Consider the following 24,919-nt stretch of genomic DNA (forward strand, 5'->3'; position numbering starts at 1 on the left):
ACCAATCTTAGTGGGGAAAAGACGATCCCCTCACCTTTATATTTATTTTTCTAATTGTGTCAGGAGAAGTAATACTTTATCAGACGCTGTTTGTAGCTGGAAAAATAGCTTTTCGCCTCTGCATGTTTGCTTTGCTCATAGTTTTGGACGGTTAGCTTCGCATAAAATCACTTAAGAAGTGTGAGAAAAATAGAAAAGACCAAACTCTACAGTTGAGTATGCAGACCCTACAAATTTAGGTTTTTAACGCTAACTTTCGGAGTGCAGTACCCGGTGGTTGGTCTCTACATAAAGAGCAGCTTATTTACTTTTTTCATGTATATAAGCTTCTTTTCCATAAGGAAGCAAATGATAAATGGTAATTAAAACGGTTCCGACTAAAGCTATTCCGCCCATAGCAGCATATAATGTACCGCCACCGTAAGAATCGATCATTGCGCCGCCAAGTAAGGAGCCTATAATTCCTGAAACACCAAAGAACGTTGCAAAAAATACAAGATGGCCAGTAGATTGCAATAATTTAGGTACGAGACGGGATATATAGTTAAAGGAAGCTAAATAGAAAGTCCCAAATGTTAATCCGTGCATGAATTGTAGGCTAATAATATGCCAAGGACTGTCTGCTGCGCCATAAATAAACCAGCGGATGCTATATAAAATACCAGCAATAATGACAAACACAAGTGGATGATACTTTCTAAACCAATATCCTGCAGTAGCAAAAACGATCGCTTCCGTAAGTACGCCGACAAACCAAGCGACACCGACTAAGCCCTCACTTCCTCCTAATTGTTCAATATATAAGCCAATAAAGCTATCATTGGCACGGTGTGTCACGCTTAAAAACATAATAAAAAATAAAAATATAAGAAAAGGTTTACTTTTTATGAGTAAGCTGACATCCTTTAGTTTCACAGGGTCTGAAGCTACTTTTACATCTATGAGCTTGAAGCTGACGATAAATGCTAGTACTCCGAAAAACAAGTAAGGAATAATCATATATTGAATCCCCGCTCTTGTCAGGATTTCGCCGATTACTAGCGAGGAAACGGCAAAGCCAATGGATCCCCATAAACGAATGGTTCCAAATGAAACGCCAAGATCATGAGATCTTCGTTGTGCGAGGCTATCTCCTAATGCACCAATAGGTGTGACGAAAAAATAAAATATAGCGCCGACGGTAAGAATTGGCAGCAGTGTGTCCATTTGAAAAAAGACTACACTCATAACTAATAAACCGATGAGGCATACTTGAATGACGCGCTTGACTGTTTTATATTTATCACTCATGTATCCCCAAAACGGTTGAGCAATGATGGAAGCCATAGGTCCAACTGCAAGCACATAGCCGATTTCGGTACCATCTAATCCTTTATACTTTAAATATAAAGGTAAGTAGCTAAGGATAATGGTATTGGTAGCATGAAATGCAAATAATAACATTTTTAGTGGTGTTAACGATGCATGTTTAGACAAATCTCTCTCTCCTGTCTTGATTGAAGTGAAACTTTATGTGACATTATTTTTATCCCGTCTATAAGGTGCTGGAAGACCTCCGATTCAGAAGCGAGTTAATCTGTATGGCAACAAGTCTAAATGGAAGATAATAGCACCTTACATGCAGGAAAACGAATGGAATTTTACACAAACTGAAACTTCTTAGAAAAACTTGGCTTCTCCCCAAGCCTTATGGCGAAAGACTTTTGTTTTTCTTATACTATAAACCAAAAAATCTTATACTTTCTATAGTGCAAAAAAACAAAAGGAAGTTTTACGGTAAATACAGATCAAGTGTATGAATGATAGATGGAGGATGGAATAACGAGTAACGATAGCGTTTGAAATTACACCATTTTAATAGTTAAAGAAACGGTTTAAAAAGAAAATGACTCCCGATTGTATGGTTCGTTCATGGAAGATCGCCTGTACACCATGATACATCCATCTGCTTTTAGTAAACTTCTTCCATTGTTTGGGAAGTATATGGCAGCAGGCTCACATATAATCTAACAATCGATGATCCAATGTTTAAGAAGAATAGGTTACCTACGTATGCCATAATCGCTGGATAAATGCATCTCTTCCTGACTTAGCTCGGTCTGTTTGGTAAGCCGCTTTATTTTTTTGATAGAAATCTTGATGATATTCTTCTGCTGGATAAAAAGTTGCAGCTGGCAATATTTTTGTAACGATTTTCGAGAACTTTCCGCTTTGTTCTAGCTGCCGCTTCGATGCTTCTGCTAAGAATTTTTGGTCTTCGTTATGAAAAAAAATAGCAGTTCGGTATGCATCCCCACGATCATGGAATTGTCCGCCGTCATCGGTCGGATCGATTTGCTGCCAATAGATATGAAGAATGGTTTGGTATGAGATAACACTAGGATCATAGGCTATTTCTACTGCTTCATAGTGTCCCGTGTTGCCTCGTTTTACTTCTTCATATGTTGGGTTTTCCAAGTGACCTCCTGTGTAACCAGAAATCACATGCTTTACTCCTTCCCATCGGTCAAATGGTTTTACCATACACCAAAAGCACCCGCCGGCAAAGGTTGCTCGCTGTATTTCAGTCATACGTATCCCTCGCTTTTTCTCTTGTATATAAGGTGCTGTCAGACTCCAACAGCAGGAGTGGAACAAATCTGTAAGGCGCCAAGTCTAAGTAGCAGATAACAACACCTAAACGCCCGATTCATTCCGTGACCTTTAGGCCATACCCTTACGGTAAATTAGTAAACGATGAATGAAAACCCTCACTGATGAAGATTCACTTTATCCGTGTTTGTTTGCAAGCTGCATTATTTTTATTAGAATAAAGATACTATATCATATTTTACAAGTGGGTGACAGAATGGTAGAACCATATATTCATAAATTGTTTAAGATGAAGGAATTATACGATCAAAATACAGCAAAAAGAGAGGATGGGGATTTCAAGTACTTCGTAAATGAAGAAGTTCAAGGATCGATTTATTTAACGAAACAAGGGCTATCTCTTATAGACGATGCTGATAAAGCGTTGTTTGCGTATCCATGGAAGCACTATTACGATTGGGCTGATGTGTACCAATTAGACACGATTCAAATCGGAGATATCGGTGAAAACGTCTCTGTTTTGGAAATGGACGAATACTCCGTGTTTCTAGGAGATACGTATCAAGTAGGGAAGGCTGTCATTCAGGTGAGCCAACCTTATTTACCATCGTGGAGGCTGGCAAAGCATTTACAAATGGAGGATTTTGCCTTACAAATGCAACAAAGTGGACGTACGGGGTGGTATTTCCGTGTGCTTCAAGAGGGTGATATACAAGCAGAGCAAGATATGGAATTACTTGACAGACCATATCCACAGTGGTCATTAGCTGCATGTAATGAGGTTATGCACCGATTTAGGGAAGACTTACGCTTAGCAGATGATTTATTGCAATGTGATGTACTAGGGAAAACATGGAAAAACTTGTTAAAAAAACGCTTACGGGGAATACCGTTACGAACGAAAAGTCGGCTATTCGGACCAAAGTAAAAGTCATCTCGATTTTTGGACATACGAGAAGACGTAATTTACAGCTTTAAGCGTTAAAAAATAGAACGATAGAGAATGGACCAGTAATGGCACGTATGCATGTAAACAGAACCCCTATCCGAGGCTAAAAGGATGGGGGCTTATGCGGCATTTATAATTATCTCTCACAGGATCCATATATAACCATTCAGAGTGCTGGGACATAAGTCGAATATGAACTTGACAGACGAATAACGTACTAATATAGCTTCGGAAATATACGTAGACGCTGCAAAAAAACGAGAGACCTTGTAATTCGCTGGCGCAAGAAGGTGCTTACGAGCTGCATGTGAAAAGCGAAGTATATTTCTGGAGCGTGTTATTTACGCTATTCCTCCTATCTAGATAATCTGTATTTTACTTGGATTAATAAAAGTTTCTAACCTCCGTCTTTATTATTTATCTTCTAAAACATGGACATGGATGCGATTTTTTCTGCTCGTTTCTGAAATAAGGCGATGTAATTGAATATAGACAAGTCCATGTTTATAAGTCGCTTTTATTTTATCAGCACGAACAGGATATGGCAGGGTTATTTTTCTTTCGAATACGCCATAAAGGATTTCTTCTTTCACTACTGTTCCATGGGAATGGTCGATATCAATCGAACCTCTTAATTCTAAGGTAGCGTAGTCTACATATATATCGAGCTTCTCTAAGTCATGTAAACCAGGAATATTTACGATACAAAACAATTCATGATCTGTTTGATAGATGTTAATTTGTGGTATTGTAGGTTTAATAAGACCTTCAAATTCATTCCAAAAGCTGTCACCGAAGAAATGATCCATATTCTTTTTCCAATCTGCCATTTGCTGAAATGGGTCCATACTATCACCTCGTTTTCTTTTACTAAGCATTTGGTATGTAGCTGACAGTTAAGCCATGTCTTCCCATCATAAAGCTGAAAAAGGATGAAAGGAACGATCAGCTGCAAGTAAAATGTCCATTGTGGTTCATACAATGAATGGAAAAAATGATACAGGAAGTTTTCTAATATAGCCTATGTTGCAATGTATTCCATTGTGCATGGTGAAGGTACGCAAGCAAATAATAAAATTTTGTAAAACAATCATGAACAAAAAATTATTTCATATGTATGGAAAATGGGGTATGCTTAGAAAGCAAATTGAAAAAAGGAATGAATAAGTTCGAGTTTACAGTGAATGTCCGGTTAGGACTGCTCTAAAGATGTTGGACGTAACAGCCTGAAATGAAAGCATAGAAAGAAGGAAGAAGGGCAGTATGTTGTAAAGAGATTAGAAAGTATAAAAATTTTGGCTTTAGGGTAACGATATAATGGAATAGCCACGTCCGGCCTAAGCGCCCAGCAACTAGGCGACTTCACGAAAGCGCCTTCCGATAAGTCATCATCGGTTCGTTATCTCACCGTGATTCCTAAAACTTTAGTTGCTTCGCTCCAGCCGCTACGTTGCTAAACGGGCGCTTGCGCCTTTGTTTTTCACCTCGGACTTTTGAACATCCTCTTAAATGAAGGAGGGCTTGATCTTGGTAAGTAATGCAATTGTGATGGTAACCATCATTTTAGTAATTAATATCGTCTACGTTTCACTATCAACTGTACGGATGATTTTAACACTAAAGGGACGGCGTTATATAGCTGCTTTCGTTAGCATGTTTGAAATTGTAATTTATGTACTAGGACTTGGGCTTGTATTAGATAACCTTAATGAAATTCAGAATTTAATTGCTTATGCCATTGGTTTTGGAATAGGTGTCATTTGTGGTTCGATGATTGAAGAGAAGTTGGCGCTGGGATATATTACGGTGAATGTGATCTCTTCTAATCCAGATATCTCCTTTACGAAGCAATTACGTGATAAAGGATATGGAGTGACAAGCTGGTATGCATATGGGATGGAGGGCGATAGGCTTTCCATGCAAATTTTAACCCCACGTAAGTATGAGCTTAGACTTTACGAAACGATTAAACAAATCGACCCGAAAGCTTTTATTATTGCTTATGAACCGAAGCAAATCTATGGAGGATTTTGGGTTAAACAAGTACGAAAAGGTCGGTTAATGAACCCGAAGAAAAAAGCAGAAGAACAGAAGCAACAACAGGTCAAAACGAGTGAACAAGAAGGACAGAAATAAAAAGTATATTTTTCAAACATATAGTGCAGTATTAATCGAATTAATCATTAAAAACCGAACATTGTTTTTCGTTAATGAAAAAAATGTTCGTTCTTTTATTGACAGTTATGCAATAACTTGTTATTCTTGAATCGACAATAAAACATCGGCTCCTCATATAAAACTGAGAATATGGCTCAGAAGTTTCTACCCAGCACCGTAAATGACTGGACTATGAGGGAAGTAGGATCGTGTGGTAGGCACGTCTGTTTCGTTGTACATAGAAACAGGTCTATTCTCTTCTCTCATCGATATGAGGGTAGCAGGATAGACCTGTTTTTAATCTTGCACTATAGGAAAGTATAAAATTTTTTTGGTTTATAGTATAAGAAAAACTACAGCTTCCACCATAAAGATTTGCCGGTAAGCCAAGTTTTTCTAAACAGAGGCAAGCGTATCTGTAGTCATTCGCAACTTGTTTTCGCATGCTAGGAAAATAAAAATAATAAGGTGGTCAAAACAATGATTGGGGTAATCATGGGCAGTATTTCTGATTGGGATACGATGAAGCATACTTGCGATGTATTGGAACAATTGCAACTGCCATATGAAAAAGAAATTATGTCAGCACACCGTACACCAGACGATATGTTTACATACGCGAAGTCTGCTAGAGAACGTGGAATCAAAGTAATCGTTGCTGGTGCTGGGGGGGCAGCTCATTTGCCAGGGATGGTAGCATCACAAACTAATCTTCCGGTAATCGGTGTTCCTGTGGAGAGCAAGTCCTTACAAGGGCTGGATTCACTATTATCGATCGTGCAAATGCCTGGTGGTGTACCAACTGCTACCGTTGCCATTGGCAAAGCAGGAGCAAAGAACGCTGCAATTCTGGCAGGGCAAATTGTAGGTGCATTTGATAAAAAAGTGGCAAGGAAGCTGGACGATTATCGAAATAAGATGAAAGCAGACGTTGCAGAAATGAGGGACGAACTTGCAAAGAAATAATGGTATCTTACCTCCTAATACAATTGGAATTATTGGCGGTGGACAGCTTGGTCGGATGATGGCGATCGCAGCTAAATATATGGGTTACCGGATTGCAGTTCTCGATCCAACTGTCGATTGCCCGACAGCGCAAGTTGCGGACCATTCGATCGTTGGTGCATACAACGATATGGAAGCTATAAAAAAGTTAGCTGAAATATCAGATGTCATTACGTACGAGTTTGAAAATGTGGATTTACAAGCAGCGGCCTTTTTAGAACAGCAAGGCAAGCTCCCACAAGGTGCTTACGCATTAGAAGTAACACAAAATCGCGAAAAAGAGAAAACAGTCATGCAAGAGCTCGGTTTACCCGTAGCACCCTTTGCGATTGTTCGAAGTGCAGAAGAATGTGAACAGGTATTACGTCATTTCTCACTTCCTGCTGTAATAAAGACGTGCAGTGGGGGATATGATGGGAAAGGTCAACTAAAAATAGAGGATACGTCGCAGTTTGCTGCAGCTTGTGCGTTTGCAGAAGAGCACCGCCATTCTATTATAGAGCAGTGGGTACCTTTTGATAAAGAGGTATCCGTCATTTTTACGCGTTCTCAGACTGGTGAGATCACCTTTTTTCCGCTTGCGGAAAATGAGCATCGAAAACATATTTTATATCAGACATCGGTACCTGCTACTATTCCAAAAATAGTGGAGAGTCGTGCGATGAAAGCAGTAGAAAAGCTGGCGCATCATATGAACATTGTCGGTACATTTGCTGTGGAGTTATTTGTACAGGCAGATTCCATTTATATGAATGAAATGGCACCACGCCCACATAATTCAGGTCATTATACGATCGAAGCATGTACGGTTTCCCAATTTATGCAACATATCCGAGCGATTTGTCAGTTACCGTTGCTTGAGGTTAGTCTTCTACAGTCAGCGATAATGGTCAATATATTAGGAAAAGATCTGGAAGGAGTCGTTCAGCTTTTACCGAAAACCCCCACAGGCTTTGTTCATTTATATGGAAAAAAAGCAACGAAACCAAACAGAAAAATGGGGCATATTACCTTTATTGGCGATACAATAGAGAACGTGCAACAACAAATGAAGACATTTTGGGAGGCAAAATAATGATTGGACGTTATACAAGAGAAGAAATGGGAGCTATTTGGACGGAAGAAAATAAATTTAAAGCTTGGCTTGAAGTTGAAATTTTAGTTTGTGAAGCTTGGGGAAAATTGGGTGTTATTCCCAAAGAGGATGTACAACAACTACGTGCCAACGCCTCATTTCATATGGATCGCATTTATGAAATTGAAAAAGAAACGCATCATGATGTCGTTGCTTTTACAAGGGCGGTTTCAGAAACGCTGGGCGAAGAAAAGAAATGGGTGCATTATGGGTTAACTTCTACAGACGTTGTAGATACTGCACTTTCCTATTTAATCAAACAAGCAAATAATATCATTCGTCAAGATTTACATCGGTTTATGAAGATTTTGCAAGACAAGGCGATGGAGCATAAACATACCGTCATGATGGGAAGAACGCATGGTGTCCATGCAGAGCCGACTACCTTTGGATTAAAGTTGGCACTTTGGTACGAGGAAATGAAACGGAATCTGGAACGATTTGAAGCAGCCGCAACATCCATTGAGTTTGGAAAGCTATCTGGCGCTGTTGGTACGTATGCCAATATTGATCCATATGTAGAGCAATACGTGTGCGGTAAATTAGGATTGACACCAGCTCCTGTATCCACACAAACCCTACAGCGTGATCGTCATGCAGCTTATATCGCTACACTAGCTTTAATCGCAACGTCGATTGAAAAATTTGCCACAGAAATTCGTGGCTTACAAAAAACGGAGACGCGTGAAGTAGAGGAACGTTTCGCCAAAGGACAAAAAGGTTCTTCTGCTATGCCACATAAACGGAATCCAATCGGTTCAGAAAATATGACTGGTATGGCAAGAGTGCTGCGTGGTTATGTAACAACAGCGTATGAAAATGTCGTCTTATGGCATGAACGGGATATATCCCATTCCTCTGCGGAAAGAATTATTTTGCCTGATGCGACCACCGCACTTGATTATATGCTGAACCGTTTTAGTAACATTGTAAAGAATTTAACGGTCTTTCCAGAAAATATGAAGCGAAATATTGATAAAACACATGGAGTTATTTTCTCACAACGTGTGCTGCTCGCTTTAATCGATAAAGGAATGAGTCGTGAAGCAGCGTACGACACCGTACAGCCAAAAGCAATGCAAGCATGGGAAACAGGAACCCATTTTAAACAGCTTATCGAAGAAGATGAAATGATTACATCCCATTTATCTAATGCAGAAATTGAGGATTGTTTTGATTATACGTACCATTTAAAAAATGTCGATCAGATTTTTGAAAAAATCGGATTAGTATGAGGTGAATAAAATGAAGGGTGCCTTACTTTATGAAGGAAAGGCGAAGCAAGTGTTTAAAGTAAACGGGGGAGCAGGGAAGCTCATCCTTTCTTATAAAAATGATGCTACCGCCTTTAATGGGGAAAAGAAATCGGTTTTTCCAGGTAAAGGTCGTTTAAATAACGAAATAGCTTCACATATTTTTTCCATTCTGCAGGGTAAAGGGGTAGACACACACTTTATACAGCGTTTAAACGATACTGAACAGCTTGTTCAGCAAACAGAAATAATTCCCTTGGAGGTCGTTGTTCGTAATGTTGCCGCTGGCAGCATTACGAAACGCCTCGGAATTGAAGAAAAAACGTGCTTTGAACCACCGATAGTAGAGCTGTTTTACAAAGATGATGCCCTTGGAGACCCATTCATTAATGATGAACATGCATTATTTTTAACAAATGTTACACGAACGGATTTAGAAGCAATTAAAACCAAGGCGTTAGAGATTAACAGACATTTACAGACCATTTTTCAAGCTATACGTATTCTATTAGTTGATTTTAAACTAGAATTCGGCCGATTAGCATGTGGATCGATTGTGCTCGCTGATGAAATTTCGCCAGATACTTGCAGACTTTGGGATGTCGAAACATTTGAAAAACTCGATAAAGACGTCTTTCGTCACGGTACTGGTGATTTGTTGACTGTTTACCAAGAAATTTTAAATCGACTGGAGGAGCAGAAATGAAAAAAGTAATGGTGCATATTACGCTCAAAGCAGGTGTGCTTGATCCACAAGGGAAAGCAATTCAACGTTCTTTGCATGCTTTAGGCTATACAGAGGTAGAAGAGGCGCGAGTTGGAAAAATGATTGAATTACAAATGGAGGAAGGTCCACAATTAGAAACTCGCATAACGGAAATGTGCGATAAACTCTTGGCTAATCCTGTAATTGAAAACTATCAATTTACAATAGAGGAGGATGTTCGCTCGTGAAATTTGCCGTGGTTACCTTTCCGGGTTCTAACTGTGATAAAGATATGTATGAAGCGGTGAAAAACATTTTAAAAGCAGATGCTGACCTATTATGGTATGAACATGCGAATCTGGAAAACTATGATGCCATTCTATTGCCAGGTGGATTTTCATATGGCGATTATTTACGCACAGGGGCGATTGCAGCTACATCGAAGGTGATGCAGCAAGTGAAGCAACATGCAGCACAAGGAAAGCCTGTACTAGGTGTATGTAATGGATTTCAAATTTTAACCGAATCAGGCTTGTTGCCAGGTGCGTTATTGCGTAATAAAAAGCTATCCTTTATGTGCCATCAAGAAACATTAACAGTGGAGAACAGTCAAACGATATTTACAACTGCTTATACCAAGGGTGAAACGATACAATTACCAATTGCCCATGGGGAGGGGAACTATTACTGTGATGAAATTACGTTGCAAGAGTTAACGGAAAACCAGCAAATTGTCTTCACCTATCAGAATAATCCCAATGGTTCAGTTGCAAATATTGCTGGGATTGTGAATAAGCAAGGGAATGTACTTGGAATGATGCCACATCCTGAACGAGCTGTAGAACAATTGTTAGGTAGTGCGGATGGCTTACGATTATTTCAGTCATTAATTCATAATTGGAGGGAAACGTATGTTGCAAACGCATGAAATAAGTCCGGAAGAAATTGAAAATGATGCGCTTTATCGCGATATGGGGTTAAATGATGAAGAATATCAAATGGTGAAAACGATTTTACAGCGCAGACCGAATTATACGGAAACAGGGATATTTTCGGTCATGTGGTCCGAGCATTGCAGCTATAAATCTTCCAAGCCACTATTAAAAAAATTCCCCACCAAAGCACCACATGTACTGCAAGGTCCTGGAGAAGGGGCAGGTATTATTGATATTGGCGATCAGCAGGCAGTTGTTTTTAAAGTAGAAAGCCATAATCATCCTTCTGCTGTTGAGCCATACCAAGGTGCTGCTACAGGGGTTGGCGGAATTATTCGTGATGTTTTTTCGATGGGGGCACGTCCCATAGCACTGTTAAATTCATTGCGCTTTGGTCCACTGACGAGTGAACGGACGAAATATTTATTTACAGGTGTGGTTGACGGGATAGCTGGTTATGGAAACTGTGTGGGCGTTCCAACGGTCGGAGGGGAAGTGCAATTTGATGATTGTTATCAGGAAAATCCATTAGTGAATGCGATGTGTGTCGGTCTCATCGATCATGAGGACATCCAAAAAGGAGTTGCAACTGGGATAGGTAATACGGTTATTTATGCAGGAGCTCCAACAGGACGTGACGGCATTCATGGAGCCACCTTTGCTTCGGATGATTTAGCAGAGGACTCGCTAAAAGATCGTCCAGCGGTGCAAGTTGGTGACCCATTTATGGAAAAACTGTTAATTGAAGCATGCTTAGAGGTTATTCAGTCAGATGCGGTTGTTGGCATGCAGGATATGGGAGCAGCTGGGTTAACTTCCTCAGCCAGCGAAATGGCAAGTAAAGCCGGCACCGGGCTAGAAATGGATTTAGACTATGTTCCGCAACGAGAACAAAACATGTCGGCGTATGAACTAATGCTGTCTGAATCTCAAGAACGGATGTTACTCGTAGTTAAAAAAGGGCGTGAACAAGAAATTATCGAAGTATTCCAAAAGTATGGCTTGCAAGCTGTAGCAGTTGGAAAAGTCATTAAAGAAAAGGCATTTCGGATTTTTCAACATGCCAAGTTGATGGCTGATATTCCAGTAGATGCTTTAGCGGAAGAAGCGCCAGTCTACCATTTGCCGGCAAAAGAGCCGACGTATTTTCAAACATTTCAACAAATGGAAGCTACCGTACCAACTGTTAGTGACCATGCGCAAACGCTGAAGCAATTATTACAACAGCCAACGATTGCTTCTAAAGAATGGGTCTATAAACAATATGATTCCATGGTACAAACTAATACTGTCGTTGCCCCAGGATCAGATGCAGCGGTAGTGCGTATAAAAGGGACAGATAAGGCATTAGCTATGACAACGGACTGTAATTCCCGTTATATTTATTTAGATCCGGAGACTGGAGGAAAAATTGCTGTAGCTGAAGCTGCGCGCAACATCGTTTGTTCAGGTGCGAAGCCATTAGGTTTAACAGATGGGTTAAATTTTGGAAATCCTACAAATCCGGAAGTATTCTGGCAGATGGAAAAAAGTGTGGAAGGAATGGCAGCAGCCTGTGACGAATTAGCCACACCAGTGGTTAGTGGAAACGTATCGCTATATAACCAATCAGGAGGAAAAGCAGTATTTCCAACGCCAGTTGTGGGAATGGTTGGTTTACATGCATCATTAGCGCATATAACGCCAAGCTTTTTCCAGCATGCTGGTGATGCGATTTATGTGATTGGAGAAACAGACTGTGCTTTTGGAGGCAGCGAATTGCAGCTGTTGCTCTATGGGAAATATGAAGGAAAAGCACCCTATATTGATTTACAAGTAGAGAAAAAGCGACAGGATCAGCTATTAGCTGCTATTCAAGAAGGAACGGTTACATCTGCGCACGACGTTGCTGAAGGTGGGTTAGCTGTTGCTTTAGCAGAAAGTTTATTTTCCAATCAAAAACTCGGTGCAACCGTTGAGTTAAATGGAGATCCAACAACCATGTTGTTTAGCGAAACACAGTCTCGTTTTATCGTAACTGTTCAGGAGGAGCAGAAAGAAAGCTTTGAGAATGTGGTGGAAGATGCGATAGAGATTGGAAAAGTTACAAGTGATGAAATGCTTCAAATTTCTATTAATGGAGAGAAACTGGTTTTTGAATCTGTATCTTTATTACAAGCACAATGGAAAGGGGCCATTCCATGTATGCTGAAGACAGAGGCATAAATGAAGAGTGCGGTGTATTTGGCATATGGGGTCATGAAAAAGCGGCGGAACTGACGTATTATGGATTGCATTCCATGCAGCATCGTGGGCAAGAGGGTGCTGGTATTGTTGTTAGTGATGGCAGTCAGCTAAAAGCTCATAAAGGTTTAGGATTAGTGAATGACGTTTTTAAGCATGCGAACTTTTCCACATTGCGAGGTGATGTAGCTATCGGGCATGTGCGCTACTCGACACAAGGTGCAAAGTCGTTAGAAAATGTACAGCCATTATTGTTTCATTCCCAAAAAGGGAGTATGGCACTCGCGCACAATGGCAACTTAGTTAATGCGTATGCTTTGCGCTCAGAATTAGAAGAAGAAGGAAGTATATTACAAACATCATCGGACACAGAAGTATTGGCACATTTAATGAAGCGTAACGGAAATGATGTCTCAGAAAAGTCCATTGCAGAAGCCTTAAACCAAGTGACAGGTGCCTATGCATATTTAATTTTAACGGAAAATCGCATGTTTGTTGCCCTCGATCCACACGGTATAAGACCTTTATCCATTGGCAGGCTGGGGGATGCATATGTCGTTGCCTCTGAGACTTGTGCCTTTGGACAGATTGGCGCAGTCTTTGAGCGAGAGGTATTACCTGGGGAACTTATTATGATTGATTATCATGGTCTTACCTCGACAAGATTTGCGATGCGAGAACAACGGAAAATGTGCGTCATGGAGTATGTTTATCTATCACGTCCTGACAGCGATGTCAATCATGTTAATGTCCACACGTCTCGGAAAAATATGGGGAGGGAGCTTGCAAAAGAAGCTCCTTCTAACGCAGATATTGTTGTTGGCGTTCCTGATTCCAGTACATCTGCGGCTATCGGCTACGCAGAAGAGAGTGGACTTCCCTACGAAATGGGAATTGTTAAGAACCGCTATGTTGGGAGAACGTTTATCCAACCTTCCCAAGAATTACGGGAGCAGGGAGTGAAGATGAAGTTATCGCCAGTACGAAGCATCATTGAAGGAAAACGCGTTGTTATGATTGATGATTCGATCGTTCGCGGCACAACGAGTAAGCGGATTGTGCAGATGCTTAAAAGGGCGGGCGCCAAAGAGGTACATGTCCGCATCGCTTCTCCGGCTATTCAATATCCTTGCTATTATGGAATCGATATGTCAACAAGAAAAGAGTTAATCGCAGCCAATTACAAACTAGATGAAATAAGCAACCTCATTGGGGCAGATAGTCTTGCGTACTTGTCAGAGGCAGGAATGGAAAAAGCCATTTTAATCGATAAGACGATCCATCAAGGCGTTTGTACAGCTTGTATGACTGGCAAGTACCCTTTGCCGGTTGAAGAAGGGTCCGAAGAAAAGCCCTTTTATCCTGCAAGCGAGGTACGGTAGGATTTTTGCTATTTGGAAGTAAAAACACACAAATCGAAGTAACAGAGAACAGCAACGGGTCTTTTGTAGTACGAACTATTCAGTAAAAGATGGAGGATAACTCCTCCCGCAGAAAGTTTTACTTTATGAGCTGTTTTACTATTGGAAAAGGAGAAGTGACAATGGCAGCTGACTTATATAAACAAGCTGGCGTAGATGTAGAAAAAGGCTACGAGGCTGTGGAACGGATGAAAAAGCATATTCAGCGGACGAATAAAAAGGAAGTGCTTGGAGGGATTGGTGCCTTTGCAGGTTTGTTTGATCTCTCGGGGTTCTCTTATAAGGAACCTGTATTAGTTTCGGGTACAGATGGAGTAGGAACGAAGTTGAAGCTTGCGTTTGCTATGAACCGACATCATACAGTGGGGATTGATTTAGTAGCTATGTGCATTAATGATATTGTTGCACAAGGTGCAAAGCCGCTTTTTTTCTTAGATTATATTGCTTGTGGCAAAAACAATCCTACTCAAATCGAACAAATTGTAACAGGAGTTGCTGAAGGGTGCGTTCAGGCAGATGTGGCTTTGATTGGCGGTGAAACAGCAGAAATGCCTGGGATGTATCAGGCTGGAGAATATGATTTAGCTGGTTTTACGGTAGGAATTGCCGAGAAGAAGGAGCTTATCACTGGAGAAAGTATTCGAGCAGGAGATGTTGTGATTGGTTTGCCGTCAAGTGGCATTCATTCCAATGGTTATTCACTAGTGCGGCAGATAACTGCTGATCTTTCGTTGGATCAATCATACGGCTTAAGTCAAACGCTAGGAGAAGCGCTCCTTACTCCTACGCGAATCTATGCCAAACCGATGCAAAGCCTAATAGAAACGGGATATATAAAAGGGGCTGCTCACATTACAGGTGGAAGTTTTTATGAAAATTTGCCTCGTATGTTACCTGAGAAATTAGGAGTAGAAATCCATACACAGACATGGGAAGTGCCAGAAATCTTTCCGTTTTTACAGCAACAAGGAAATATTTCAATGAAAGAAATGTTCGGTGTGTTCAATATGGGCATTGGAATGGCTTTCGTCGTTTGTAAACAACATGTAAGTCAAATAATGGAGCGATTAACAACAGAAGGGGAAAATGTTTCCATTATCGGTTCGGTGGTTGAACAAGAAGGAGTGCACATACGTTTATGAGTCGAGTAAAAGCAGCTGTGTTTGCTTCAGGAACAGGCAGTAATTTTCAAGCGATGCTAGAAGAGGGGGGTCTGGCATGCGAGATCGTCTTATTAGTATGCGACAGACCTGGTGCAGCAGTGATTGAAAAAGCAAAGCAAAACCGAATTCCTGTATATACGTTTGAACCAAAACGTTATGCACTGAAAGAAGCATATGAAAAAGAAATACTGACCGTATTACAACAATCTGGTATAGCGTGGATTTTCCTTGCGGGATATATGCGCATCATTGGTCCGTGCTTGCTACATGCATATCGAGGGAAGATTGTTAATATTCACCCTTCTTTATTGCCTGCTTTTCCTGGAAAAGACGCGATTCGACAGGCTTTTAACGCAAAGACAAAAAAAACAGGAGTAACTGTTCACTTTATTGATGAAGGAATTGATACAGGACCAATCATCGCTCAACAAGTAGTAGATATTTACCCATCAGACACGATAGATGTATTAACGAAACGAATTCAAAAAGTAGAGCACCAGCTATATCCAAGTGTGATTAAACAATTAATTCAAAATGAGGGATATTTATGAAAAAACGTGCATTAATTAGTGTATATGATAAGCAAGGAATCACTTCGTTTGCTGAAAAACTAGTCGAAGCAGGCTATGAGATTATCTCAACCGGTGGAACGCTAAACACATTACAGGAAGCAGGTATTCCTGCGCTTGCCGTTGAAGATATTACTACTTTTCCAGAAATTTTAGATGGTCGGGTTAAAACATTGCATCCCATGATTCATGGCGGATTACTCGCAAAACGAGACAACAGCGAACATTTACAGCAACTGCAAGGCAATGATATTACGCCAATTGATCTCGTAGTTGTCAATCTTTATCCATTTAAGGAAACCGTGACAAAGGAAACTGTTTCACACGAAGAAATTATTGAAAATATTGACATTGGTGGTCCTTCCATGCTGCGAGCTGCTGCCAAAAACTATCAGGCGGTAACCGTTATTGTTGATCCAGTAGATTATGAGTGTGTATTACAAGAAATTCAACATGGAGCAGTGACGATGGAAAAGCGGAAACAATTCGCCGCAAAGGTGTTTCAACATACAGCAGCGTATGATGCGCTTATTGCAGCATATTTTACAAAAGAAATGGGGGAAGCATTTCCAGATTACTATACGATTACATATGAAAAAGTACAGACGCTTCGTTATGGGGAAAATCCACATCAGGCAGCGGCTTTTTACAAACAACCGATTACAAAGCAAGCTGGTCTTGCTACGAGCGAACAATTACACGGTAAAGAGCTTTCTTACAATAATATTCAAGACGCTAATGCAGCTTTAGAGATTTTAGCAGAATATAACGAGCCAACTGCCGTTGCTGTTAAGCACATGAATCCATGTGGCATTGGTACAGCAAGTTCCATCTCAAAAGCATTTGCGCTTGCATATGAGGCAGATCCTGTTTCGATATTTGGTGGAATTGTTGCTTGCAATCAAGCAGTGGATAAAAAAACAGCGGCGCTATTAAGTAAGATCTTTTTAGAAATTGTCATTGCACCAGAGTTTACTGCAGAAGCACTTCAGTTATTAACGGAAAAGAAGAACATTCGCCTTATCCAACTAGATGTACAAGCTGATAAAGTAATAGAAAACAAATATACTTCTGTTTCCGGCGGGATGTTAATTCAAACGAAAGACCAGGAAAAAGTAACTGCTTCAGATGTTACGGTTGTTACGGAACGGGAACCATCCGAAGAGGAGTATCAGCAATTACTGTTCGCTTGGAAGGCGGTTAAACATGTAAAGTCAAACGCGATTGTACTGGCAAAGGGAAATCGGACTGTAGGTATTGGTGCTGGGCAAATGAATCGGATTGGCGCTGCAAACATAGCTATTGACCAAGCTGCAGAGCACACCCAAGGGGCCGTTATGGCATCTGATGCGTTTTTCCCAATGCCGGATACGGTGGAAGCCGCTGCTCAGGCAGGCATAACAGCCATTATTCAGCCAGGAGGTTCAAAGCGCGACCAAGATTCGATTGATGTCTGTAATCAATATGGAATAGCAATGGTTTATACAGGAGTACGACATTTCAAACATTAATTCGAGGGGGGACGTTTCATGAATATTTTAGTCGTTGGGCGCGGTGGTAGAGAACATAGTATCATGATGAAATTAACAAAAAGTAATCTGGCAACTAATCTTTATGCTGCCCCAGGAAATGGCGGGATGAAAAAGCTAGCAACTTGTGTCCCGATTGATGAAATGAACACACAAGGGCTAATTGCTCTTGCCAAAGAAAAGGCGATTGACTTAACTATTGTTGGTCCGGAAAATCCATTAAATGCAGGCATTGCTAATGCTTTTCTAGCAGAAGGGTTACGCATCTTTGCTCCTACTAAAGAAGCGGCTCTGTTGGAGGGAAGTAAGCAATTCGCTAAACAGTTTATGGACAAGTACGACATACCTACTGCGGCTTACCGAACATTTACAAATGTGGAGGAAGCAAAAGCTTATATAGAATTTCAAGGTGTACCTATCGTCATTAAAGCAGATGGACTTGCTGCTGGAAAAGGGGTTATCGTAGCTACAACGAAGCAAGAAGCCTTTGCAGCTGTGGAGGAAATGCTCGTCGAAAAAGCATTTGCAGAAGCAGGCGCAACGATTGTAATGGAAGAATTTTTACAAGGAAAAGAATTCTCGTTAATGGCCTTTGTTCACCACGACCAAGTATATCCAATGGTGCCTGCTCGTGACCATAAACGAGCATTTGACCATGACCAAGGGCCAAATACTGGCGGGATGGGGGCGTTTGCACCAGTTCCAGATGTAACCCAAAAAGATCTGGACTACGCCTGTGAGCATATTTTGCAAAAAACGGTGAATGGACTTATAAAAGAGGGAAGACCGTTTACTGGGATTCTTTATGCGGGACTCATGAAAACGGAAAACGGCCAGAAAGTAATTGAATTTAATACACGATTTGGTGACCCGGAAACACAAGTTGTCTTGCCGTTATTAAAGAATGATCTTGTGCAAGTCGTTTTAGATGTTATGGACGGATCGGATCCTAAGCTGGAGTGGGAGCAAAGTGCTTGTGTAGGCGTAGTTATAGCTGCTAGTGGCTATCCAGGTGAATATGAAAAAGGTCTGGAACTACCTGTTCTACCAGATACAAAAGCAATGATCGTACATGCGGGAACAAAACAGCTAAGCAACCGCATAGTTACAACTGGAGGGCGTGTTTTAGTGTCAACCGCCGTGGCAGCAACGTTAGATAAAGCTGCTTCCGCTGCTTATGAACCACTCCATGTATTCGATAATCGGAAGGATTTCTTTTATCGTACCGATATTGCGAAGTAGGGGCTTTATAATAAATATACTTTGTTTTTTCTCCCGCATGTAAGGTTCCGTAAGACTCCCGCTTCAAAAGCATAAGTTGATAAAAAAAGCCTAAGTGGGAGAAAACGGCACTTAAATGTCCGTTGAAGGGCCTTTAGGTTCGTACCCTTTTTTAGGTACTAACATTCAGTAGGAGATGGATGGAAACTCCTACTGAATGAAGTTTCACTTTAAAAAGTGGTACTATTCTGTCGAGTTCCCTCAGCTTTATCCAAAGAAGTGAAACAAAGTTAAGATCACACTCCTATTTAAAAAAACTTTTCTTCTTCAGCTTCTGTTGCGACGCTATTATATAGTTCCCTCCCAGTACAGACCCATTGGTCCTTTAATGTCCTATTCAGTACTTTAAGCGCCTGAAGTAGGGTTGGCGTATGTTGCCGTGCAGGAGAATGATTTCGAGCGATCCAAATGATAGTGATTACCTTTTCGAAAGACGCTAGTGGTGGTATTCAAGCATAAACGTATCCAAGGAAATAAAGTCTACTTTCCAAAACATGTATCGGTGTTCAACTTGATAGAATAGAGTGACGGTCAGCAAAATTTTAGGAAGACTACTTTCTGAACTTCAGAATGCAGATTGCCAAAATATCGAAGGAGAGATATTTTAGTGGGAGTAAGGATGGTGTTGGATAATTGTTCTAATTTTGTAAATTTAAATATGAGACTCACTAGTAAACAAGACAACGTCTCATTTCCTTGTATCTTTCTCCAATAAATCCAAACATGTAGTTTATTAAAACAAATAATAATGAACGTTTACATAATTGAAACAATATAATGGGCAAAAATATGGTAGAATGAAATAACACCATTATTTTATGGGATTTTTTTCCTTTTCACTTGTGCCTTTTAATAATACATGTTAATGTACAAGGAAGCGTATGAAAAAATTCGTAAAATGGAAGAACCTATTCCGTACAGTATATCTGAAACACAAAAAAGCATGTAAGCAACTTAAGTATGATCTATGAAAAATTAACGGGTATTGCGTTTGCTGTTGGTCCTCTATGAATGGCAACACTTCCGCAATAATACCTAAATATAAATGTTGGCTGAAATGAAATATATTGGAGAGATGCTAATGTTACGAAACGGATTTTATTGGAGAAATCGAGAGATGCGACAGCATGTCCGAGTCATTGATGGAGAAGTGGCTCCGACAATCGTGCTTAAGAATGCAACATACCTTAACACGTATACCAAACAATGGTTAAAAGCTACTATTTGGATTTACGAAGATCGAATTGTTTATGTTGGAAATCAAATGCCAGCTAACTTGCGCAATACAGAGGTTGTAGATTGTAAAGGAAAATATATGGTTCCAGGATACATAGAACCACACGCTCACCCTTTTCAATTGTATAATCCAGAACAACTAGCTTTACATGCAGCTAAGACAGGTACAACAACATTGATTAATGATAACTTATTGTGGTTATTTATGTTGGATAAAAAGAAAGCGTTTTCTATATTAGAGGAATTTAGTAAGCATACTGTATCTATGTATTGGTGGGCGCGCTTTGATCCGCAAACAGAGTTGCAGGGAGAGAAAGAACTTGACTTATTTCAAACAGAGGATGTTTTAGCATGGATTAAACATCCTGCGGTCCTCCAAGGTGGGGAACTTACCTCGTGGCCGGATTTATTAGCGGGCGATGATATTTTATTATATTGGATTCAAGAAACGAAAAATCAGCGTAAACCTGTGGAAGGGCACTTCCCTGGTGCTTCTGAACGGACATTGACAAAAATGAAGCTGCTTGGGGTTAATGCAGATCATGAATCCATTTCTGGAGAGGAAGTTATGCGACGTCTTAGGCTGGGCTACCATGTTGGATTGCGGTATTCATCGATACGCCCTGATTTGCCAAAGCTTATCGAAGAGATACTGGCAGCTGGCTTGAGGACATTTGAAAATGTGTCATTTACGACAGATGGTGCGACACCTTCCTTTTACGAAGCTGGTCTCATCAATCAGTGTATAGAAATTGCGATAGAAAAAGGAATACCAGTGGAAGAAGCATATTTAATGGGAAGTTATTACGCAGCTAAGCATTTGCGGATGGAAGAACAGCTTGGTAGCATTGCTCCAGGGCGATTTGCCCATATAAATATCTTATCTGAAAAGCACATCCCGCACCCGGAAAGTGTCTTGGCAAAGGGACAATGGATCGCGAAAGGCGGAGAGCAGCAAAAAATCAAACCTCATATCCAGTGGCAAGATTACCAGATTAAGGCGCTGGATTTAGATTGGGAACTAAGTAATAAGGAATTACAATTTTCCGTTCCAATTGGCTTGGAAATGGCAACCGATGTCATTATGACCCCATATCCTATTGAAGTGGACATTACGGTAGAAGAACTGCCAGCAGAAACGACCGACGCTTTTTTACTTTTGCTTGATCGAAACGGAAAATGGCGTGTGAATACGACGTTAAGGGGTTTTACGAATCAGTTGGGTGCCATTGCTAGCTCCTATTCTGTTTCCGGGGATTTTATATTTATTGGAAAGAGAAAAAGTGATATCTTACTAGCTGGTAAAAGGTTAAAGGAATTAGGCGGAGGGATTGTTATCGCCCATCAAGGAAAAGTGTTATTAGAAATTCCGCTTGCACTTGGTGGCATGATGTTTGCCGGAAAGATGGACGAACTAATTGAAAAAGAGAAAGAATTAAAGCAGATGCTTCAATCTTTCGGATATCCTTTTTCCGATCCTGTTTATACAATTTTTTTCCTGTCCTCTACCCATTTGCCCTATATTCGTATTACACCGCAGGGATTAATGGATGTGAAGAAAAAGGAGTTATTATTTCCTGCAACAATGTGTTAGCTTATAGGAGAGAGGAAATATTTTCTAATGAATCTGTCAAAAGATGTATCGAAATTACTCAAATAAAAGATGTTCAAATAAATCTAGAGACCATAAATCTTCGGTTAGCACTGCAATTCGTTAGCTTAAAGCAGCGCTGACCAGAGTTTTTTTGGCAAGATCAGAAGTATAAAATGAGGTGCTTGGGGATAACGCAATAACCGAATAGCCACGTCCGGCGCAAGCGCCCAGCAACTAGGCGACTTCACGAAATCGCCCTATGATAAGTCATCATCGGTTCGTTACCTCACCGTGATTCCTAAAACTTTAGTTGCTTCGTTCCAGTCGCTACGTTGCTAAACGGGCGTCCTGCGCCTTTGTTCCTGCCTAGGGAATTATAAAATTTTCCAGCTGAGGATAAACTTACGAAGTTATTTAGCCACGTCCGGCGCAAGCGCCCAGCAACTAGGCGACTTCCCGAAATCGCCCTACGATAAGTCATCATCGGTTCGTTACCTCACCGTGATTCCTAAAACTTTAGTTGCTTCGTTCCAGTCGCTACGTTGCTAAACGGGCGTCCTGCGCCTTTGTTCCTGTTTTTGAGCATGCCATGAATGGCGTAATTTAAAGGAGTGGTATAGTGAAGAAAGCTCTATTTGTGTTATTCACCGTAATTCTTGTTTTTATGGCAGGATGTAAAGATGAAGTAAATAATAACCAAGACAAACATTCCGAACTGGAGAATAAGAACGAAGCCCCTAAAGATCAGGATAGTACTTATGCATTTACTGGTTTGCCTGCTGATGGACGGACAAATAACCGTATGGTTGCAGTAATGGTTAATAATCATGCTAAAGCAAGACCACAAGCGGGCCTATCACAGGCAGATATCGTTTTTGAGCTGTTAGCAGAAGGTGATATTACACGGTTTTTAGCTCTTTATCAAAGTGAGCTTCCTCCTGTAATCGGTCCTGTCCGCAGTGCTCGGGAATATTATTTTGATTTAGCGCATGCATATAATGCGATTTATGTTTACCATGGCGCCGCTGACTTTATTGACCAGACGATTCAGGATAAAGGAATTGACCACTTGAATGGTTCACTTTATGATAATGATGGTATCTTATTTAAACGTGAGTCTTTTCGTAAGCCGCCTCACAATTCTTATTTACAAATAGATGCTCTGTATGATGAAGCAGAGGAAAAAGGATATGATGTGACTGCCACCTATGAAGCCTTGCCATTTGCAGAAGCCGGGTCAGAAGTTACAGGTCCTCTTGCTCCAGTGGTGAAGGTTGGTTATTCAAACAACCCTAGTGAAGTGGTACAATATACATTTAGACAGGATAGTGGGCGCTATACTCGTAGTAATGGTCAGCAACAAACGATCGAAATGGAAACGGAAGATCCGATTGAAGTGAGCAATGTATTAATTATGGAGGCACACCATGAAGTGATTGATGAATCAGGACGTCGCGCAATCGACTTAGATTCTGGTGGTAAGGCTTATTTATTACAAAAAGGTGTATTGCAAGAAGTGAAATGGGAAAGACAGGCAGGAAGAATTATCCCCGTAAAAAATGGCAAGGAGATTCCATTTATTCCAGGAAAAACATGGATTAATGTAATTCCAAAACAACCTGGATTACAAGAGATTGTAACGATATCTAGTGGATAATGGGGAGGAGGGCGAGATGTGCAAATTGATAAATTACGAGGAAAGCAATTGGATGAATTATTTGATGCTATTTTATCATTAAAAGATAGAGAAGAATGTTATCGTTTTTTTGATGATATAGCGACAATGTCAGAAATTCAATCGTTATCTCAGCGATTTCAAGTAGCTAAAATGTTAACACAAGGTGCTACATACAGTGCTATAGAAGAAGAGACAAACGCTTCGACCGCTACTATTTCACGAGTTAGAAGATGTATTAATTATGGTAGTGATGGTTATCAGCTCGTCTTAGAGCGAATAAAGAAAGAAGATAAATAGATAAAGCCTTTATAAAACTCGTCGCCTGTTTGGTGGCGTTTTTTATTGAATTGCATTGTAATGCGAATTGATAAGGGCAGTCTGCGGTTTACTTTTTCGAAGAAGCCACTAGAATAAAGGAAATCAGTCGGAGTACATGGGGCATTCTAGAATATACTGTCTGTAAATTAACCGACGCTCACAGGTAAATAGCCGGAGTTCACAAATAAGTCACCGAAGTTCACCATTAATACAGCAGATAACTGGTGATGATTCGTGCTTTTTTCTAGTCTAGTTGAAGAAAATTGTAAGATGCTACAGCAAGTTAGCTGCCTGATGCTGAAAATTTGTTTAGTCTACTCGTAGATACGTGCGATCCGTGTGCGTGGAAGAACTTCAATCAATAGAAGTTTCACTTTACCCTTTCCAAAATTTCCATCATAATAAAAACACCCCTTTTCCTAAATTGTATGCGGGATTTTTGGTATAATGAACTAACGGATAAACACAATGGAGGATTTTTATCGTGAATACATTATTAAAGCAATGGAAACACATATTTAAGCTTGATCCGGCGAAAGAAATGACGGATGAGGATTTAGAAAAAATATGCGAGTCGGGTACCGACGCGATCATTGTTGGGGGAACAGACAACATTACGTTGGATGGTGTACTGGATTTACTTTCTCGTATTCGCCGATATACTGTGCCTTGTATTTTGGAAATATCATCGATGGAAGCTATCACTCCTGGATTTGATTATTATTATATTCCAATGGTGCTTAATTCAAAAGAAAAGAAATGGATGATGGATATACAGCATCAGGCGATTAAGGAATATATCGATATGATGGAGCTTAGCGAGGTGTTATTTGAAGGATATTGTATTTTAAACGAGGAAGCAAAAGCATTTACGTATACGAATAGTTATTTACCAGATGATGAGGATGTCATTGCTTACGCATATATGACAGATAAAGTATTCCGCTTACCTATTTTTTATATGGAGTATAGTGGGAAATATGGCGATCCAGATCTAGTGAAGAAGGTAAAAGCTCAATTACAGCACTCCACACTCTTTTACGGTGGAGGAATAGAAACTGTTGCGCAAGCCAAAGAAATGAAGCAGCATGCAGATGTGATCATCGTTGGCAATAATATTTATACAGACATTAAGCAAGCTTTACAAACCGTTCGCGCGGTTAAAGAGTAATTAG

Annotated in this window: 21 protein-coding genes and 1 riboswitch; of the genes, 18 read left to right on the plus strand and 3 right to left on the minus strand. The window is 40.3% G+C overall.

Going from position 1 to position 24,919, the window contains the following annotated elements; genetic code table 11:
• Window positions 1-300: 300 nt before the first annotated feature.
• Both D1839_RS07650 and msrA read right to left on the minus strand, forming a co-directional pair.
• Entirely contained in the window at window positions 301-1,476 is a 1,176-nt protein-coding gene (locus D1839_RS07650) for an MFS transporter (RefSeq protein WP_120379320.1), read from the minus strand.
• 570 nt (window positions 1,477-2,046) lie between these two features.
• Window positions 2,047-2,571 carry a peptide-methionine (S)-S-oxide reductase MsrA gene (gene msrA, locus D1839_RS07655; RefSeq protein ID WP_120379321.1) on the minus strand — a complete coding sequence of 175 codons (525 nt, stop codon included), beginning with the start codon at window positions 2,569-2,571 and terminating at the stop codon, window positions 2,047-2,049.
• Between the two features lie 277 nt (window positions 2,572-2,848).
• Here msrA and D1839_RS07660 point away from each other — a divergent pair, with 277 nt between their 5' ends.
• Complete coding sequence (locus D1839_RS07660) at window positions 2,849-3,520, plus strand: MOSC domain-containing protein (RefSeq protein WP_120379322.1); 672 nt, start codon at window positions 2,849-2,851, stop codon at window positions 3,518-3,520.
• Window positions 3,521-3,954: 434 nt separating this feature from the next.
• On the opposite strand, the gene D1839_RS07665 is transcribed toward D1839_RS07660, so the two are convergent.
• Window positions 3,955-4,389, minus strand: coding sequence for an Hsp20/alpha crystallin family protein (locus tag D1839_RS07665; RefSeq protein ID WP_120379323.1), 435 nt, complete (start codon window positions 4,387-4,389; stop codon window positions 3,955-3,957).
• A gap of 679 nt (window positions 4,390-5,068) precedes the next feature.
• Here D1839_RS07665 and D1839_RS07670 point away from each other — a divergent pair.
• The 17 genes from D1839_RS07670 to D1839_RS07750 all read left to right on the plus strand — a co-directional run bounded on the left by D1839_RS07670 (window position 5,069) and on the right by D1839_RS07750 (window position 24,915).
• Entirely contained in the window at window positions 5,069-5,677 is a 609-nt protein-coding gene (locus D1839_RS07670; protein WP_120379324.1) for a DUF2179 domain-containing protein, read from the plus strand.
• 133 nt (window positions 5,678-5,810) lie between these two features.
• Window positions 5,811-5,911: riboswitch (purine riboswitch) on the plus strand.
• Between the two features lie 267 nt (window positions 5,912-6,178).
• Entirely contained in the window at window positions 6,179-6,664 is a 486-nt protein-coding gene (purE, locus tag D1839_RS07675; RefSeq protein ID WP_120379325.1) for a 5-(carboxyamino)imidazole ribonucleotide mutase, read from the plus strand.
• Complete coding sequence (gene purK, locus D1839_RS07680; protein ID WP_120379326.1) at window positions 6,651-7,778, plus strand: 5-(carboxyamino)imidazole ribonucleotide synthase; 1,128 nt, start codon at window positions 6,651-6,653, stop codon at window positions 7,776-7,778. The genes purE and purK overlap by 14 nt, the downstream gene beginning before the upstream one ends.
• On the plus strand, window positions 7,778-9,073 hold the full coding sequence (gene purB / locus D1839_RS07685) for an adenylosuccinate lyase (protein WP_120379327.1): 1,296 nt from the start codon (window positions 7,778-7,780) through the stop codon (window positions 9,071-9,073). Before purK ends, purB begins: the two co-directional genes overlap by 1 nt.
• Window positions 9,074-9,083: 10 nt before the next feature.
• Window positions 9,084-9,797 carry a phosphoribosylaminoimidazolesuccinocarboxamide synthase gene (purC, locus tag D1839_RS07690; RefSeq protein WP_120379328.1) on the plus strand — a complete coding sequence of 238 codons (714 nt, stop codon included), beginning with the start codon at window positions 9,084-9,086 and terminating at the stop codon, window positions 9,795-9,797.
• Entirely contained in the window at window positions 9,794-10,045 is a 252-nt protein-coding gene (purS, locus tag D1839_RS07695; protein WP_120379329.1) for a phosphoribosylformylglycinamidine synthase subunit PurS, read from the plus strand. Before purC ends, purS begins: the two co-directional genes overlap by 4 nt.
• Window positions 10,042-10,725, plus strand: coding sequence for a phosphoribosylformylglycinamidine synthase subunit PurQ (gene purQ, locus D1839_RS07700; protein ID WP_120379330.1), 684 nt, complete (start codon window positions 10,042-10,044; stop codon window positions 10,723-10,725). Before purS ends, purQ begins: the two co-directional genes overlap by 4 nt.
• Window positions 10,709-12,937 carry a phosphoribosylformylglycinamidine synthase subunit PurL gene (purL, locus tag D1839_RS07705; protein WP_120379331.1) on the plus strand — a complete coding sequence of 743 codons (2,229 nt, stop codon included), beginning with the start codon at window positions 10,709-10,711 and terminating at the stop codon, window positions 12,935-12,937. Before purQ ends, purL begins: the two co-directional genes overlap by 17 nt.
• Window positions 12,913-14,337 (plus strand): amidophosphoribosyltransferase, encoded by a 1,425-nt coding sequence (purF, locus tag D1839_RS07710; protein ID WP_120379405.1) that lies wholly within the window; start codon window positions 12,913-12,915, stop codon window positions 14,335-14,337. The genes purL and purF overlap by 25 nt, the downstream gene beginning before the upstream one ends.
• Window positions 14,338-14,498: 161 nt before the next feature.
• A complete protein-coding gene (purM, locus tag D1839_RS07715) occupies window positions 14,499-15,518 on the plus strand; it encodes a phosphoribosylformylglycinamidine cyclo-ligase (protein ID WP_120379332.1) in 1,020 nt (339 codons plus the stop codon).
• Window positions 15,515-16,090, plus strand: coding sequence for a phosphoribosylglycinamide formyltransferase (gene purN, locus D1839_RS07720; RefSeq protein WP_120379333.1), 576 nt, complete (start codon window positions 15,515-15,517; stop codon window positions 16,088-16,090). The genes purM and purN overlap by 4 nt, the downstream gene beginning before the upstream one ends.
• Window positions 16,087-17,619: a bifunctional phosphoribosylaminoimidazolecarboxamide formyltransferase/IMP cyclohydrolase gene (gene purH, locus D1839_RS07725; RefSeq protein ID WP_120379334.1), complete on the plus strand. Its 1,533-nt coding sequence runs from the start codon at window positions 16,087-16,089 to the stop codon at window positions 17,617-17,619. The genes purN and purH overlap by 4 nt, the downstream gene beginning before the upstream one ends.
• 18 nt (window positions 17,620-17,637) lie before the next feature.
• Window positions 17,638-18,879: a phosphoribosylamine--glycine ligase gene (gene purD / locus D1839_RS07730; RefSeq protein WP_120379335.1), complete on the plus strand. Its 1,242-nt coding sequence runs from the start codon at window positions 17,638-17,640 to the stop codon at window positions 18,877-18,879.
• Window positions 18,880-19,999: 1,120 nt separating this feature from the next.
• On the plus strand, window positions 20,000-21,748 hold the full coding sequence (locus tag D1839_RS07735) for an adenine deaminase C-terminal domain-containing protein (protein WP_120379336.1): 1,749 nt from the start codon (window positions 20,000-20,002) through the stop codon (window positions 21,746-21,748).
• 619 nt (window positions 21,749-22,367) lie between these two features.
• Window positions 22,368-23,405, plus strand: a complete 1,038-nt coding sequence (locus D1839_RS07740) for a DUF3048 domain-containing protein (protein ID WP_120379337.1) — start codon at window positions 22,368-22,370, stop codon at window positions 23,403-23,405.
• A 24-nt stretch (window positions 23,406-23,429) separates the two neighbouring features.
• Window positions 23,430-23,723, plus strand: coding sequence for a YerC/YecD family TrpR-related protein (locus D1839_RS07745; protein WP_442970607.1), 294 nt, complete (start codon window positions 23,430-23,432; stop codon window positions 23,721-23,723).
• Window positions 23,724-24,228: 505 nt separating this feature from the next.
• Window positions 24,229-24,915, plus strand: coding sequence for a heptaprenylglyceryl phosphate synthase (locus tag D1839_RS07750; protein WP_120379339.1), 687 nt, complete (start codon window positions 24,229-24,231; stop codon window positions 24,913-24,915).
• Window positions 24,916-24,919 lie beyond the last annotated feature (4 nt).

Origin of the sequence: Roseburia sp. 1XD42-34 (assembly GCF_009917385.1) — a bacterium.
Taxonomy (GTDB): Bacteria; Bacillota; Bacilli; order Bacillales; family Amphibacillaceae; genus Virgibacillus.